Genomic DNA, 15285 nt, shown 5'->3' with positions numbered 1-15285 from the left:
ACAGGCTCTTTGGACACAAAATCAGCGTTATCGCTCGGCAAGGGACCCCTCAGCTAAGTCGCCCCCGAGAACGTGAGCGTGGACGTGAAACACCGTTTGGCCGGCCTTTTCCCCGGAGTTGAACACGAGTCGGAACTGTCCTTCGCATAACTCGTTGGCAATGTCTTGTGCGACGCCGACTACGTGGGCGAGCAATTCGGGGTCCCCCGCGGCCAGCTCAGACACAGTGGCATACTCGCCGGTTTTGGGAACCACCAAGACGTGGATCGGGGCTTGAGGCTGGATGTCTCGAAAAGCAATTACTCGCTCAGTTTCCAGGACAATATCGGCCGGGATTTCCCGCGACACGATTTTGCTGAAGATACTGGGCTCTTGCTCACTCATGTCCACAGTCTACAAAGGCCTTCCCGAGAGTGAGAAGGGATTACCAGTGGCGAAGCCTGGCGTGCAGTAGTGCCAGGGCAATCGGTCCTGCACTAGATGCGCGCAGGACGCCCGGGCCCAGTTTCGCCAGCGAAATGCCCGCAGTAGACAAAGCATCAAATTCCTGGTCACTCCATCCGCCCTCTGGCCCGACAGCCACCACAATCGGCAGTGCTTCTGGTAGCCCATCGATTGGCACGTCCAACACGGTGGCCTGAGCTCGGTGGTCCAACACAATGAGTTGGCACTCGACCGAGCGTTCAATCAACGCCTCAATGGTCGACACCGGCTCAACGCTGGCCACCCGGGGCTGTAGCGCCTGCTTACTCGCCTCAGTGACAATTTTCTGCCAACGCTCCACACCGCGGGTGGCTTTGTCCAAATCCCAGCGGACCACTGAGCGCTGGGCGTGGAGGGGAATAATCCGATCGACACCCACTTCGGTGGCCTGCTCGATTGCTTGTTCGTCTCGACCCGACTTGGCGAGAGACTGTGCGAGCCACAATTCGGGTTGCCAACCTTTCGTGTGGCTGACATCCAGGACAACCAGAGCCACCGATTCGGCGCTCACCTCAGTGGCTTCAGCAGTGGCAAGAACTCCCCGACCATTACCAATCAGAACCTTTTCGCCCACTCGAAGCCTGGCCGCTTTGGCCGCATGGCGTGCTTCAGCACCGGACAGTTCTACTTTTTCGCCTGCAATGAGGCGCTGAAATGGATCAATGAAATACAGGTGCGCCACAGCGTTTAGGCGCCAAAGAATCGCTCACGCAGACGCTGGAATGTCCCTGACTGGTTGGCCTTCAGCGTCGGCGGGTGCGGTTTTCTGATTTCTCGGAGCTTTTTCACGAGGTCAATTTCTTTTCCACCCAGTTTGCTGGGGGTCACCACATGGACGGGCAGCTTCAAGTCACCGCGACCGGCTCCGCGCAGTTTGGTCACACCACGGCCTTTGATGGTCAATACATCCTCACTTTGAACTCCCGGGCGAATAGTGATGTCCACGGGGCCATCTAGTGCGTCGATAGTGGCCTCAGCACCCAAGATTGCGTCGACCAGGTCGACATCGATGGTGGCGACGAGGTCGTCACCGTGGCGTTCGAACGTTTCGTGTGCACGCACCTGGATTTCCAGGTAAAGATCTCCCGCGGGCCCACCACCGTGTCCCACTTCACCGGCACCCGCCATGTGGATGCGCTGCCCGGTTTCAATACCGGCAGGAATCTCCACCTCAAGCGACTGGCTGGAGCGGACCCGGCCTTGGCCGGCGCAGCTCGGGCACGGTTGGTCAATCACACTGCCAAAACCGCGGCAAGACCCGCACGGGCTTTGGGTGACCATGTTGCCCAACAGGCTCCGCACGGTGCGCTGTACCTGCCCGGATCCCTGACAGATATCGCAGGTGCGCGGTTGGGTGCCAGGCGCGCAGCACGAACCTTGACAACTGTCACACACCACCGCGGTGTCAATCTCCAGAGTGGTGGTGGTCCCAAAGATCACCTCTGTGAGGTCCACTTCGACGCGTAAGAGGGCGTCTTGGCCTCGTTCAGTGCGGGACCGTGGGCCACGAGTTTGGCCGCCACCACCGAAAAAGGTTTCAAAGATGTCACCGAAGGGACCAAACCCACCCTGTTCGTCGCCGCCGCGGTCGTAGCGCTGACGTGATTGGGCGTCCGAGAGGACTTCGTAGGCGTGGGTGACCTGCTTGAAGCGGTCTTCAGCACCTTCATCTTTATTGACATCGGGGTGTAGCTCCCGCGCCAGCCTGCGATACGCCTTTCGAATCTCGTCAGACGAGGCGTCGCGGGCGACACCGAGGACTTCGTAGTGGTCAACAGCCACGCTATTTATCTCCAGTTCCTGACTGCCCATCGAGCAATCTGGTCAAGTATCGGGCGACGGCGTGAACGGCCGCCATATTTCCTGGGTAGTCCATGCGGGTAGGGCCCAACACACCCACCACGCCCTTGTCGGTTTCACCCGAATGGTAGGACCCGGCGACAACCGAAGTTTCTGACAGCGGTGCCGACATTTCCCGCCCGATTCTGGCCAACACGTCTTGACCACCCTCTTGCATTTCGGTGAAGAGTTTCAACACAGTGACCTGTTCTTCGATCGCTTCCAAAACAGGGTAAACACTGTCAGAAAAATCGGTCTCTGTGCGGACAAGATTTGCCGCGCCAGCAACCAACAAGCGGTTCGTGCGGTGGGCTTCCAGGTTCCGACACACACCATCAACGAGGCGTTCAAGGATTTCCCGACGTTCGGGACTGGCCTGAGCGGGTAGGCCTTGGAGGGCAATTTGGACGTCGTCCAAGCTTTTCCCCATGACCGCTTCGTTAATGGTGGCGCGAATCTCGCCCACGACGGCGTCATCGGGGATTTCTGTCCAGTTCACAACACTTTGGTCGACGTGACCAGAGTCGGTGATCAAAATCACCATGACCCGCTCGCTATCCATCGGCAACAATTCGACGTGTCGCACGCGTGCAGTGCCGAAGGTGGGGTACTGAATGAGGGCGACCTGGTTGGTCAGTTGCGACAGCATCCGCACAGTGCGAGTCAACGTATCGTCCAGATCGACCGACTGGTCAAGGAATCGTTCAATGGCCGAGCGTTGGGCTGCACTCAGTGGTTTGTGGTGGGTGAGGCTGTCGACAAACACTCGGTAGCCCTTATCGGTGGGAATGCGACCGGCCGACGTGTGGGGTGCGGCAATGAGGTCTTCTTCTTCTAGCAGCGCCATGTCGTTTCGGATGGTCGCTGCCGAGACACCAAAGCCTGGCCTCTCGGCGATCGCCTTCGACGCGACGGGTTCGCTGGAGTCGATGAAGTCTTGGACGATGACTCGCAGGACATTGAGAGCACGCTCAGAAACCACTAGCCACCTCCTCTTTAGCAGTCTCACTACTCAACTGCTAATGATACTTGCGCGCAGACCGTGGTCCTGAAAACTGCCCTAGCCTCCTGTCAGCCGCGCCGACAACCCATCAGCAAGCAGCCTGCCTTTCAGGCTGAGCTCTACCCGACCGGCAGTAAACGCTTCAGGCTGCAGCCAACCCGCGTCGAGTGCCTCGTGCAGAATGGCTCCAGCCGGCGGGTAGTGGTCGGTCAGTGAATCAATCGCCAGTCCCTGTCGGGTGCGAAGACCCAGCATCACCATTTCCACCCAACGAGTATGTTCATCCAACACTTCGCGCCCCAACGCGGGCGAGTGCCCAGCTTTCACTCGATCGGCATAGGCCCGTGGGTGTTTCACATTCCACCAACGCACCCCACCGATGTGGGAGTGAGCGCCGGGTCCGATACCCCACCAGTCAGAGCCCAACCAGTAGCTGAGGTTATGGCGAGACAGCCCCTCAGAAGTATGTGACCAGTTGCTCACCTCGTACCACTCGTAGCCGGCGTCGCGAAAGGTCTCATCGGCTTGTTCATAAAAACTCGCCTGAGTGTCCTCATCAATCGCTTCCAGCTCCCCCCTACGGATGCGTCTGGCCAACGCGGTCCCTGGTTCCACAATGAGTGAATAGGCGGAAATGTGGTCGGGTTCAAGCTCCAACGCACGATCAAGGCTCTCCTGCCAATCGGCGGAGGACTCTCCCGGTGTGCCATAAATCAAATCCAAAGACACCTGTAGCCCGGCGTCTGACGCTGCCCTGATCACGTCGGGGACACTGCCCGGATTGTGCGTTCGATCCAGTGTGGACAATACGTGGGGGACAAATGACTGCACCCCGACCGAAACCCGAGTGACCCCTTGTGCCGCGAGTTCCACAAGGCGTTGAGCATCCAACGTGTCCGGGTTTGCTTCCACGGTGACCTCTGCGCGAGGTGACATTCCCCACAGTGTGTCCACCCTCCTGAGCATTTGCCCCAACCGGGACGGTGCCAACAGAGTGGGAGTACCGCCACCGATGAACACGGTCTGCACTTCACGCTTTGGCACACCCGAGGCATCGAGTACACCAGCAGCAAAGTCCAACTCCTGGAACACCCGCTCGGGGTAATCCTCCGGGCTCACCTCAGGAAGTTCCCCGGGCGTGTAGGTGTTGAAATCGCAGTAACCACAGCGCACGGTACAAAAAGGCACGTGAATGTAAACCCCAAAATCTTTGGCGGCAGCTCCCTCTCGGGCTTGCTCTGGCAAGAGCCCGTCAGTGGGAGGAATATCGCCCTCGGGCAACGACGCCACCTACATCACCTGAACAAACCAGATTTCGTGCATCCGGTACATCATGACCGCAAGCGAAAAACCCACCACTGCGAGCGCGATCGTGGCCCACCGGGAGCGTTCAATGAGGCCCCACGCGATTGCTGCGGGTGCCAGCACCAGCGCTGTAGCGAGATACGCCCAGTACTCAACAATGTCCCCCGTCGGGCTACTGCCTGCGACCTGAAGCCAAATCGTGATGACCACCTGGGCCAGTATCGATAACCCCAGTAGTGCGGTGAGCCCCAGGGTGTAGTCGTTGGGGGGCGATCCGGCGATAGCAAATCCCACGGACACCAGGGTGGACACCAGAGCCAGAGCGATAACGCTGTAGCTAAACCACTCGATCATGACCCACCTTCCGCGGCCGGAAACCCCACCAGAATATGCGCCACCTTGTGGTCAATCCGGCACATTGCAACAAGCTCGCCTTCTGGGCTCACACAGGCAACAGGTTCACCGGGTCGTGAGCCTTCTGGTGGGTCAAGGAAGATTTTTTTACCGTGTCGCATTTCCACACTCTGAGTGGTGCTCAACGCACACACTGGCGCAACCTGGCCAGCCGCATCACCCAGGGGAATGAGGGCTGAGGGCTCGATGTCGTCGGGTTCGATCGCGTCTGCCACGTCAAAGGGTCCGACCCGGGTGCGACGAAGAGCAGTGAGGTGACCGCCTACGGCAAGAGCCTGTCCCACATCGCGGGCAATCGCCCGAATGTAGGTACCCGACGAACAATCAATTTCTACATCGATATCCCACAGGGCACCATCACGACGGATTGATTCCACAGTTAGTGTGCTGATGGTAACCCGACGGGAGGCGAGCTCCACGTCTTCACCGGCGCGTACCCGGTCATACGCTCGCTGCCCGTCAACTTTGATCGCGCTCACGCTAGAGGGGACTTGGTCAATTTCGCCGACAAAGCTGGCCATGGCGTCGCGAATGCGTTGCTCATCCAGCGCATCCAGCACATCGGTGCCGGCGGGTTCACCAATGGGCTCGCCTTCGGCGTCATCGGTGTGGGTGTTTTGACCCAACCGGATTGTGGCTTTGTAGGTTTTGTCCATTCCGACGCAGTAGGTCAACAGCTTTGTTCCCGGCCCCACGCCGAGCACCAAGAGTCCTGTGGCCATCGGGTCTAGGGTTCCGGCGTGGCCCACTTTTTTCAGGCCGAGTCGTTTCCTCGCGATGGCCACCACGGTGTGACTTGTGGGGCCTTGTGGTTTATCGACAAGGACAATTCCTTGGAGCATTTACCCCATCGCCTTGGTGTGCCAGACGGTTTTCACCTCAGTAAACGCGGTGATCCGCGCAAGACTCTCCTCGGGGACACTTTTGACGGGTGTGAGCACACGCTTTAGTGTCGCACTGGCTTCTGCTTCCAGTGAGGCCCAGTCCAACTCGGTGGCACCCATCAGGTCCATTGCTCCCACATCGGCGTGGGTGGCAAGCCACGGCGCGGCCGAATCCCTCAGGCCGGTCAAGATATTGACCACTCCGCCGGGTGCGTCACTGGTGTGTAGCACTTCGGCAAACGTCATTGCGGGTATTGGTTGGCTGGGGTGAGCCCAGATGACCACAGTGTTTCCGGAGACAATGATGGGGGCGATGGTGCGCACCAGGCCGAGAAGGCTGGCGTTTTTTTGTTCGGCTGGCGCGAAAGCTGCCACCACTCCGGTCGGTTCTGGCACCGACAGGTTGAAGTATGGTCCGGCAACGGGGTTTGCTGACCCCACTAGTTGGGCGTATTTATCCGCCCAGCCTGCGTACCAGACCCACGAATCAATCGCCTGGTCTACCTGTTGGGCTGCTTGGCGCTGGTTGACACCTTCACAGTGTCGGATGCCGTCAATGAACTCTTCGCGCCTGCCCTCTAACATTTCGGCAATGCGATAGAGCACCTGGCCTCGGTTGTAGCTGGTCGCACCCGCCCAACCTGACTGTGCGCCCCTGGCCGCTGATACGGCGTCTCTGGCGTCTTTCCTACTGGCTTGGGCCACATTGGCGAGGTGCTCACCTTTGGTGGTCGTGACCTGGAGGGTGTAGCCCGATTCGCTGCGAGGAAAAGCTCCCCCGATGTAGAGCTTGTAGGTCTTTTTCACGTCGAGCCGGGTCATTGTTTTCCTCCCGCAGGAACGGAGTGAGGACGAAGGTAGCTGAGTAGTCCAGGCAACCCGCCTTCACGGCCGTAGCCAGATTCTTGGTATCCGCCAAAGGGGCTGGTCGGGTCAAACTTGTTAAACGTGTTGGACCACACCACTCCGGCGCGTAACCGATCGACTACGGCGAGCATTCGACTGGCCTTTTCGGTCCAGACGCCTGCGCTCAACCCGTACGGGGTGTTGTTGGCTTTTGCGACTGCTTCATCTGGTGTTCGGAAGGTCAAAACCGACAGGACGGGACCGAAGATTTCATCTTGGGCGATCCGGTGACTGGTCGACACGTCGGTGAAGACAGTCGGGGGGAACCAGAAGCCCCGCTCGGGCAACGCGCAGTCTGACTGCCAGATGCTTGCACCCTCATCTACTCCGCTTTGGGTGAGAGTACTGATGGTGTCTAGTTGGGCGCGAGAGTTAATGGCCCCAATGTCCGTGTTTTTATCGAGCGGGTCACCTAAGCGCAGCGTTTGAATGCGGCTGGTGAGGCGTGCGAGGAGCTCGTCATGAACATTTTCTTGCACCAGCAGTCTGGAGCCCGCGCAGCAGACGTGGCCTTGGTTGAAGAAGATTCCCGAAATGATGCCTTCGACGGCTTCATCCATCGCGGCGTCGTCAAACACAATGTTTGCCCCTTTGCCCCCCAATTCGAGGGTGAGTGCTGTGGGGCGTCCCGCCAACGTTTTGGCAATCTCCCGACCGACAGGGGTTGACCCGGTGAAGGCCACTTTGTCAATGCCCGCGTGTGACACCAGTGCACGTCCGGTCGCTCCCGCTCCGGTGACAATGTTGACCACACCGGCGGGCACACCTGCTTGTTGGCAGATTTCGGCAAACAGCATGGCCGTCACCGAAGTGGTTTCTGCGGGTTTCAATACGACCGTGTTTCCGGCAGCGAGTGCGGGGGCAACCTTCCAGGCAAGCATCATCAGCGGAAAGTTCCACGGAATCACCTGGCCAACGACCCCCCAGGCGTGGGGCTGATGTGAGCCTGTAGCTTCTTCTAATTTGTCGGCCCAACCGGCGTAATAAAAAAACCAGGCAGCCACCAGGGGAATGTCGACATCCCGGGTTTCCTTGATCGGCTTGCCGTTGTCCATTGTCTCGGCGATCGCCAGTTCGCGGGAGCGCTCCTGGACGATGCGGGCAATGCGGAAAAGGTACTTTGAGCGCTCCCGGCCCGGCATTTTGGACCACACCTTGTCGTAGGCGGCTCGGGCCTGGCCGATTGCATAGTCGACGTCTTCTTCACTGGCTTCACTAAACCGGGTGAGGACTTCTTCCGTGGCGGGGGAAATGCTGTCGAATACTCCCCCACGACCTGGGCGAAATTCGCCGTTGATGAATAGGCCATATTCGTCGGCCAGTGACACGATGCCCGTCGATTCGGGGGCAGGTGAGTAGTCAAGAAAACCCATTAGTCCACACTCACATAGTTGGGGCCGCTGTAATGGCCGGTGGTCATCTTTTGTCGTTGCATCACCAAGTCGTTCAGCAGACTCGATGCACCAAACCGAAACAGGTTCGGGGTCAGCCACGCCTCACCAGCGGTTTCGGCAACCGCCACCAGGTAGCGAAGGGCATCTTTTGCACTACGAATACCTCCGGCGGGTTTGAAACCCACATACTCTCCGGTCGCTAAATGCCAGTCGCGCACTGCCTCCAGCATGACCACCGACACGGGGAGGGTCGCCGCCGGCGACACTTTTCCGGTCGATGTTTTGATGAAATCGGCGCCGGCCAGAATCGCCAGCTGGCTGGCGCGTCGAACGTTATCGAGTGTCTGGAGTTCACCGGTTTCCAAAATCACTTTTAAGTGTGCGTGAGAGCCATCTGGCCGTTTCGTCGCTTCTTTCACTTGCACAATCTGGTCAAAGACTTCACCGATACGACCGGAGAGGAACGCACCTCGGTCGATCACCATGTCGATTTCGTCGGCACCCGCCGCAACAGCATCTTCCGTGTCGGCGATTTTCACCCGCATGCTGGCGCGACCGCTGGGAAAAGCGGTCGCTACCGCAGCGACCGCCACACCCTCAGGGTCTGTACTCAGGTGGGCACTACCCAACGCATCAATCACATCAGCGACCCTGTCGCCATAGACACAGACGGCGGCCACTCGGGGTGCTGTGGGATCGAGTGGATCGGTGAAAAGCGCTTTGTGGGCCAAGGTGCGCACTTTATTTGGAGTGTCAGCGCCCTCTAGGGTCGTGAGGTCCACCATCGAAATCGCGGTGTCAAGTCCCCATATTTTGCTCTCGGTTTTAATCGACCTGGTCTGAAAATGGGCGGCCCTTTGGGCGGCCCCCACCGCATCAACAGCGGGCAAGCCGGACAAGTAACGGCGCAGTGCCATTTCGCTCAGTTCGCCACCCAGGACGGCTCGCGCTCTGCTGGTGGGCGACAGGGCGCTCGAGGGTTTCACCGCAGACACTGACCACTCCTGACCTTGCTGGACGCCCCATCACAGAGCCTTCTAAGAGACGCTTCGAGCGTAGTACGTCTAATTCGGCGTCGAACCAGAGAGCTCATGTTCGACCGTGTTTTCCCGGGCGAAAACTGCTGAGGCGGGCAAGGCCAGAAGAGACAGTCCGGCCAGGACGAACAGACTCCAGATCCACTCGCCGGTCAGTTCATGAAGCAACCCGGTCACCACCGGACCCACCCCAGCTACTAGATACCCGACCGTGTTCACAAAACCGCTGAGATTCGTGGCCATCTGGTGAGTTGCGGTCCTCGCACCAATGAGAGCCAGAGCCATCGAAAAAGACAGCGTGCCGAGGGCAGCCAGCACCGTCCACAACAGCGGCGCCAGCTCGGGCACAAGAGCCAGCCCAAGAAATCCACTCACCCCACTTCCGGCAGCAAATACGACAAGCCGCGAGGGCCACCCTTTTCTCACCGCGAGCAAAGGAATGGTGAGCGACATGGGAATTCCCGTGAGCGAAAACAGTGTCAACGCGAACGCGGCCTCTCCGGCACTTGCCCCAGCCTGTTCGATGAGGACCGGGGGCAGCAACGCAAAGATCGAATAGGCCGTCACGCCGGAGACAGAAAAAATCAGCGTAATTGCTCGCGCTGTCGGGGATTTCCACAAAGCGCCCAGAGAAGGCAGTGCGGGCAGCTCGCTCAGTACCGCGGCTTCCGCAGTGCGCCTGCTCCACGCAAAACGCAGCAGAACCAGCCAGGGCACCATTGCCACAATGCTGAGCAGAGCCCAACTGGCAAGCGACCAGCGCCAGTCGAAAGCTTCCGCAAGCCACAAGCCGACCCCAGCCGGTGCAGCGGTAGAAAGGGCCATCGCTGTCGAATACAGCGATGTGATCTGTCCGATACGCCCTGGAGCGTAGAGCTTGACCAGACCAGGAAGGATCACATTAATCGACCCCACACCGAGCATTAACACGATGGTCGCAATAAACAGGCCCCAATAGTGGGGAGTAAATCCGCGGGAGACGTGGGCCAGGGCGGTGACGACCGACACCAGTACCGCGACACCTTCCAAAGACAGCGCCCTGGCGATGCGGGGGGTGAATACCCCCGCAACCGCATAGGCCAGGGGCGGGATTGTCCCCAATAGACCCAGCCATAAACCATTTAAAGGCACATCGAGTTCTACTTCTGCGGCAATGGGGGAGAGGGCTGCGACACCCGTTCGGGCACCAAGAGCGAGTAGGAGCACACCCGCAATACCCCACCAGGTAATACTGCGGGGGTGGAGTGCTGTGGTTCCCGATGAGGTCATCGGGAAAGGATGTTTTTAATCTGTGCGGCGTCGGCAGCCATTTGATCGGCCAAGCTTTTCGCGTCCGGGAATTTGTTCATCCCTCGAATGAATTCCACAAAATGCACCGTCACCCGGGAACCATAGAGAAGGCCATCAAACCCGAAAAGGTGAGACTCCACCATGCGTTGCGAGACGTCACCAAAAGTGGGATTGACCCCAATGGACGTCGCCGCCTGGTAGGGAACACCATCAACATCCACCCACGTCGCATACACACCATCGCGTGGAACAAAACCCTCTGGCGGGTTTTCCAGATTGGCTGTCGGGTAGCCCAATTCACGGCCTCTCTGGTACCCCTGCACCACAGTGCTTCGAAGCTGGTGATGCCGGCCCAGTAACTGTGCGGCTCGTGACACGTCACCGTCGTCGAGTAGTCGCCGAATCCTGGTCGACGAAATGCGCTCACCCTCGTCGTGGACGACATCAGCGACCGTGTGGACGTCGAAGCCTAACCGCTCGCCTTCTGCCCGGAGGGTGTCCACGTCTCCGGCACCTAAATGCCCGTAGCGAAAATCACCACCCACCAACACTGCTGTGGCGCCTAAACCTTCGGCCAAAACAGTGCGCGCGAAATCTTCAGGGCTCAAGTCGGCAAATTCTCTTGTGAAGGGAATGACGGCCACACGGCTCGCTCCGGCCCCACCCAAGAATTCAACTTTCTGCTGGGTGCTCACCAGGGGAAGGGGGGAAGCATCGGGAGTGAGGAGAGCTTTGGGATGGCGGTCGAAAGTCACCACCGTCGCTTCGGCGTGGGGTGCGATGCGCCCGAGCTCGGCGATTACTTCCCGGTGTCCGATGTGAACACCATCAAACTTTCCAATGGTGACCACACGTGGTGTGTCAGGGCCGGGCAGGTCCTCGAGAGACCACGACACGGCAGGGTGTAGCGAAGTCATCGGGCCTCCCTCGATGAGCGCAGCCACCACAAGCCGATAAAGGGCAACACGAGGGGGATGTAGAGGTATCCGGCACCGTAGTTCGACCAGACAGTGTCGGCCGGAAACAGCTCCGGGCGAAACAGGCTCAGGGTGCCAATACCCACAACACCTAGGGCTTCCACAGTGAGCGCGACCAGAGCGACAATGCGACCCACGCGCAACGTTCTGGTCGTGTGTGAGGTGGAGGCAATGAGCGCCACTGTGGCCAGCAGGTACACCACAGCCGCGAAGGCACTCAACACATACGCCGTGGGGGCATCAGAAAACTTGGTCGCAATTTGGTAGCCGGATCGGCCGAGCGCCGCCAGTGTCAGCACAACATAAATCGACGCGAGAGTGGTGAACACTCCCCCGCGTGTGGTTGAACCGCCAGCCACCCGTTAGTCCTTTTTCTTTTCCGTATCACCCGAGAGGGCTTGAATGAACGCATCTTGGGGAACTTCGACACGTCCCACCATTTTCATTCGCTTCTTACCCTCTTTTTGTTTCTCCAAGAGTTTGCGCTTTCTGGTGATGTCACCGCCGTAGCATTTTGCGAGGACATCTTTCCTCATCGCACGAATGGTTTCGCGGGCAATGACCCGGGCACCAATGGCCGCCTGAATGGGGACTTCATACTGTTGCCGAGGAATCAAATCCCGCAGTCGTCCGGTCATCATGACCCCGTAGGCATAGGCCTTGTCTTTGTGAACAATGGCACTGAATGCGTCCACCCGGTCACCTTGGAGCAAGATATCGACTTTCACCAGTTCGGCTTCCTGGAGTCCAGAGGGTTCGTAATCCAATGAGGCGTAGCCCGCGGTTTTAGATTTCAACTGATCGAAAAAGTCAAAAACAATTTCGGCCAACGGCATGACATAGCGAATTTCCACCCGGTCTTCACCCAGATATTCCATTCCCTGCAACGCCCCGCGCCTCGACTGGCACAGCTCCATGATGGTCCCGACATAGTCTTTCGGGGCCAAGATCGCTGCGTTCACTACGGGTTCTTCCACGGTGGCAATTTTGCCGGTCGGAAATTCGGACGGGTTAGTCACCTGAAGTGCTTCACCGGTTTCCAATTGCACTTCGTAGACCACCGAAGGAGCGGTCGCAATCAGTTCGATCCCGAACTCTCGCTCGAGACGCTCACGCACGATCTCTAAATGCAACAGCCCTAAAAAGCCACAGCGGAAACCAAACCCCAGCGCGACAGAGGTTTCCGGTTCGTACACCAAGGCGGCATCGGAGAGTTTGAGGCGATCAAGCGCCTCCCGGAGATCGGGGTAATCGCTCCCATCAACCGGGTATAGCCCCGAAAACACCATCGGTTTGGGCTCCACATAGCCGGGCAGGGCGTCAACCGCGCCATTTTTGGCGAGCGTCACCGTATCGCCCACTTTCGATTGGCGAACGTCTTTCACACCCGTAATCAAATACCCCACTTCTCCCACGCCAAGGCCTTTTGAAGCAGTTGGCTCAGGGGAACTGACACCAATTTCTAACAGCTCATGTTGCGCCCTAGTGGAAAGCATGACAATGCGGTCCTTCGGCGCCAAATGGCCGTCAATCATTCGCACGTAGGTGACCACGCCACGGTAGGCGTCGTACACCGAGTCGAAAATCAGTGCCCGTGCCGGGGCGTCGGCGTCGCCGGTGGGACCAGGCACCCTTTCCACCACACGGTCGAGTAGCTCAGCCACACCCGCACCCGTTTTCCCGCTGACGCGCAACACATCACCCGGGTCGCAGCCGATGAGCTGGGCGAGTTCTTGGGCGTAGCGCTCCGGTTCGGCCGCCGGTAAATCGATCTTGTTCAACACGGGAATGATTTCAAGGTCGTTTGCTAATGCCAGATAGAGGTTGGCCAGCGTTTGCGCTTCGATACCTTGCGCGGCGTCGACCAGCAGGATGGCCCCCTCACATGCTGCGAGAGAACGAGAGACTTCGTAGGAAAAGTCCACGTGTCCGGGGGTGTCAATCATGTTGAGGGCAAACATCTCACCCTCGACCACCCAGGGCATCCTGACTGCTTGGCTCTTGATGGTGATGCCTCGCTCGCGTTCAATATCCATTCGATCGAGATACTGCTCGCGCATTGCACGCTGGTCGACAATGCCGGTCAGTTGCAACATGCGGTCGGCCAAAGTCGACTTGCCGTGGTCGATGTGAGCGATGATGCAAAAGTTGCGCAGACGACCAGGTTCGGTCGCCGCGGGAACAAGCGGCGCGGGAGAATGAGACATTACCGATGATTCTCCCACGCTCTGGGCTTGGTCACTCACCCATTCGGGTGGTATCGTGTGACGCTGGCCGAACGTTTCGATGTAATGGCCGCTTATTCACGGTTTTCCCTGCTCGATGCAGTGGTATCCAGTCCTTTCGACGAAAGAGAAGTAGCACGTGGCGAACATTAAGTCGCAAATCAAGCGCAACAAGACCAACCTGAAAGCTCAGGAGCGAAACCGCGCGGTCAAAAGCGAGCTGAAGACGGCTGTTCGTCACGCCCGCAAGGCCATTGACGCTGGGGACAAAGAACAAGCAGCACAGGCAGTCAAGGTCGCGACCCGCAAACTCGATAAGGCTGTCAGCAAGGGCGTTATCCACAAAAACCAGGCCGCTAACCGCAAGTCGGCGATCGCCGCTCAGGCATCACGGCTGTCCTAACACCTGGTGTTTCGGGGCCTCACTACCCCGTTCTTGTCTAGTACGCCCCGGTAAGGCAACCGCCAAGCGTCCTCTCGGACGTTTTCTCACCTCGTAGAGCGCAGAAAATAGTCCCTTGGGGACCCGTACTACTGGCCCCGCCTGGCGACGATGTCCACCACGCGCTCTAGGGCGTAATCAGGCTGTAAGCCGACACCTTTGATGGCGGCATCGGTTTGAGCAACCTCCATGATCGCCACACCAAGACCCACTTCGTCCCACCCTTGAAGCTGTGAGCGTGCGCGCTGAACCTGCCAGCTTTGCACCCCCAATTCTTTGGCCACGTCCGCAACCGACCCTCTGGATCCTCCGACACGGGCCATCTGCCGAAGGCTGTGAGCCAGTGCCGCAATAATCAACACCGGTTCCACCCCCGCGTGGAGGGCCTGGCGCAACGCAATCAGGGCATCTCCGCGACGGCCACCAATGGCGAGTTCGGCGAGTTCAAAACTGGTCGTTTCGACCCTTCCGCCGTAATAGCGACTGACGATGTCTCGGCTAATCGTCGCCTCTTCGCCCAAATCGCCCGCGAGTTGACTCAACGCGGCGTGGAGTTCCGCTAAATCGCTACCAAGAGAATCAATTAAGAGCTGCTCGGCGTCGGGCTGCAGTCGAACTTTCAGACTCTGCGCTTCTTGTCGAAGAAATTGCGCCCGATCCCTGTCCGATTTGAGTTCGTGTGCGGTGACGACAAGCCAGTCGCCGCCGTGTGCTTTGATCACATCGAGGGCTTTTTTTCCGCGGTTTCCTGACGAATGCCGAACAATAAAAGTCACTGCTGGATCCGGAGAGTCCAGGTAGTCCAGAACATCGGCCAAAACACCATCGGTGGCCTTTTCAAAACCCCACACTCGGACCATCCGTGGCTCACCAAACAGCGACGGGCTGACCCCTTGGCTTACCTCACCAGAGCCTGCAGTCGATGCGTCAATGTCGACAATTTCTAATTCAGGACTTACCGAGCGAAGACGATCCGCGAGCGCCCGGACGGCGCGATCGGCAAGGAAAGCTTCCGGACCGGTCAATAAAATGACGGGCGCTTCCCGGATACCAGACCACGGCACCTCTTGTGTTTTCGCTGCCATC

The 15285-nt window shown here is 58.6% G+C and carries 16 protein-coding genes; 1 reads left to right on the top strand and 15 read right to left on the bottom strand.

Annotated features, from left to right (window positions below; genetic code table 11):
* Positions 1-27: 27 nt before the first annotated feature.
* The 14 genes from C3B54_RS04015 to lepA all read right to left on the bottom strand — a co-directional run bounded on the left by C3B54_RS04015 (position 28) and on the right by lepA (position 13739).
* Complete coding sequence (locus C3B54_RS04015; protein WP_104913354.1) at positions 28-384, bottom strand: histidine triad nucleotide-binding protein; 357 nt, start codon at positions 382-384, stop codon at positions 28-30.
* Between the two features lie 40 nt (positions 385-424).
* Positions 425-1165 (bottom strand): 16S rRNA (uracil(1498)-N(3))-methyltransferase, encoded by a 741-nt coding sequence (locus C3B54_RS04010; protein WP_158665523.1) that lies wholly within the window; start codon positions 1163-1165, stop codon positions 425-427.
* A 5-nt stretch (positions 1166-1170) separates the two neighbouring features.
* The gene (dnaJ, locus tag C3B54_RS04005) at positions 1171-2265 is read right to left on the bottom strand and encodes a molecular chaperone DnaJ (RefSeq protein WP_245867999.1); all 1095 of its coding nucleotides are present in this window, start codon (positions 2263-2265) and stop codon (positions 1171-1173) included.
* Between the two features lies 1 nt (position 2266).
* Positions 2267-3304: a heat-inducible transcriptional repressor HrcA gene (hrcA, locus tag C3B54_RS04000; protein WP_104913351.1), complete on the bottom strand. Its 1038-nt coding sequence runs from the start codon at positions 3302-3304 to the stop codon at positions 2267-2269.
* 78 nt (positions 3305-3382) lie between these two features.
* Positions 3383-4615 (bottom strand): radical SAM family heme chaperone HemW, encoded by a 1233-nt coding sequence (hemW, locus tag C3B54_RS03995; RefSeq protein WP_104913350.1) that lies wholly within the window; start codon positions 4613-4615, stop codon positions 3383-3385.
* Complete coding sequence (locus tag C3B54_RS03990; protein ID WP_104913349.1) at positions 4616-4984, bottom strand: hypothetical protein; 369 nt, start codon at positions 4982-4984, stop codon at positions 4616-4618.
* Positions 4981-5886 (bottom strand): tRNA pseudouridine(55) synthase TruB, encoded by a 906-nt coding sequence (truB, locus tag C3B54_RS03985; protein WP_104913348.1) that lies wholly within the window; start codon positions 5884-5886, stop codon positions 4981-4983. Before truB ends, C3B54_RS03990 begins: the two co-directional genes overlap by 4 nt.
* Entirely contained in the window at positions 5887-6750 is an 864-nt protein-coding gene (locus C3B54_RS03980) for an aldehyde dehydrogenase family protein (protein WP_104913347.1), read from the bottom strand.
* Complete coding sequence (locus C3B54_RS03975) at positions 6747-8207, bottom strand: aldehyde dehydrogenase family protein (RefSeq protein WP_104913346.1); 1461 nt, start codon at positions 8205-8207, stop codon at positions 6747-6749. The genes C3B54_RS03980 and C3B54_RS03975 overlap by 4 nt, the downstream gene beginning before the upstream one ends.
* Positions 8207-9145, bottom strand: a complete 939-nt coding sequence (deoC, locus tag C3B54_RS03970) for a deoxyribose-phosphate aldolase (RefSeq protein ID WP_104914254.1) — start codon at positions 9143-9145, stop codon at positions 8207-8209. Before deoC ends, C3B54_RS03975 begins: the two co-directional genes overlap by 1 nt.
* A 147-nt stretch (positions 9146-9292) precedes the next feature.
* Positions 9293-10534, bottom strand: coding sequence for an MFS transporter (locus C3B54_RS03965; RefSeq protein WP_104913345.1), 1242 nt, complete (start codon positions 10532-10534; stop codon positions 9293-9295).
* A complete protein-coding gene (locus C3B54_RS03960; protein ID WP_104913344.1) occupies positions 10531-11472 on the bottom strand; it encodes a bifunctional riboflavin kinase/FAD synthetase in 942 nt (313 codons plus the stop codon). The genes C3B54_RS03965 and C3B54_RS03960 overlap by 4 nt, the downstream gene beginning before the upstream one ends.
* Complete coding sequence (locus tag C3B54_RS03955) at positions 11469-11891, bottom strand: hypothetical protein (protein WP_104913343.1); 423 nt, start codon at positions 11889-11891, stop codon at positions 11469-11471. Before C3B54_RS03955 ends, C3B54_RS03960 begins: the two co-directional genes overlap by 4 nt.
* 3 nt (positions 11892-11894) lie before the next feature.
* Positions 11895-13739 (bottom strand): translation elongation factor 4, encoded by a 1845-nt coding sequence (gene lepA, locus C3B54_RS03950; RefSeq protein WP_104913342.1) that lies wholly within the window; start codon positions 13737-13739, stop codon positions 11895-11897.
* Positions 13740-13896: 157 nt separating this feature from the next.
* Between lepA and rpsT the strand changes: the two genes are divergently transcribed.
* Entirely contained in the window at positions 13897-14160 is a 264-nt protein-coding gene (rpsT, locus tag C3B54_RS03945) for a 30S ribosomal protein S20 (protein WP_104913341.1), read from the top strand.
* Positions 14161-14288: 128 nt separating this feature from the next.
* Here the strand turns inward: rpsT and holA are convergent, their stop codons facing one another.
* Complete coding sequence (gene holA, locus C3B54_RS03940; RefSeq protein WP_104913340.1) at positions 14289-15284, bottom strand: DNA polymerase III subunit delta; 996 nt, start codon at positions 15282-15284, stop codon at positions 14289-14291.
* Position 15285: the final 1 nt, after the last annotated feature.

It is taken from the genome of Pontimonas salivibrio, from assembly GCF_002950575.1.
GTDB classification, from domain to species: domain Bacteria; phylum Actinomycetota; class Actinomycetes; order Actinomycetales; family Microbacteriaceae; genus Pontimonas; species Pontimonas salivibrio.
The sequence above is the reverse complement of the archived record's forward strand: the minus strand, read 5'-3'. Positions and strand labels throughout refer to the sequence as shown.

Bases quoted from the DNA above. Each gene is read 5' to 3' on its own strand.
- C3B54_RS04015 (WP_104913354.1), bottom strand. From the start codon at position 384: ATGAGTGAGCAAGAGCCCAGTATCTTCAGCAAAATCGTGTCGCGGGAA.
- C3B54_RS03990 (WP_104913349.1), bottom strand. From the start codon at position 4,984: ATGATCGAGTGGTTTAGCTACAGCGTTATCGCTCTGGCTCTGGTGTCC.
- truB (WP_104913348.1), bottom strand. From the start codon at position 5,886: ATGCTCCAAGGAATTGTCCTTGTCGATAAACCACAAGGCCCCACAAGT.
- C3B54_RS03980 (WP_104913347.1), bottom strand. From the start codon at position 6,750: ATGACCCGGCTCGACGTGAAAAAGACCTACAAGCTCTACATCGGGGGA.
- C3B54_RS03975 (WP_104913346.1), bottom strand. From the start codon at position 8,207: ATGGGTTTTCTTGACTACTCACCTGCCCCCGAATCGACGGGCATCGTG.
- deoC (WP_104914254.1), bottom strand. From the start codon at position 9,145: ATGGCACTGCGCCGTTACTTGTCCGGCTTGCCCGCTGTTGATGCGGTG.
- C3B54_RS03965 (WP_104913345.1), bottom strand. From the start codon at position 10,534: ATGACCTCATCGGGAACCACAGCACTCCACCCCCGCAGTATTACCTGG.
- C3B54_RS03960 (WP_104913344.1), bottom strand. From the start codon at position 11,472: ATGACTTCGCTACACCCTGCCGTGTCGTGGTCTCTCGAGGACCTGCCC.
- lepA (WP_104913342.1), bottom strand. From the start codon at position 13,739: ATGTCTCATTCTCCCGCGCCGCTTGTTCCCGCGGCGACCGAACCTGGT.
- holA (WP_104913340.1), bottom strand. From the start codon at position 15,284: ATGGCAGCGAAAACACAAGAGGTGCCGTGGTCTGGTATCCGGGAAGCG.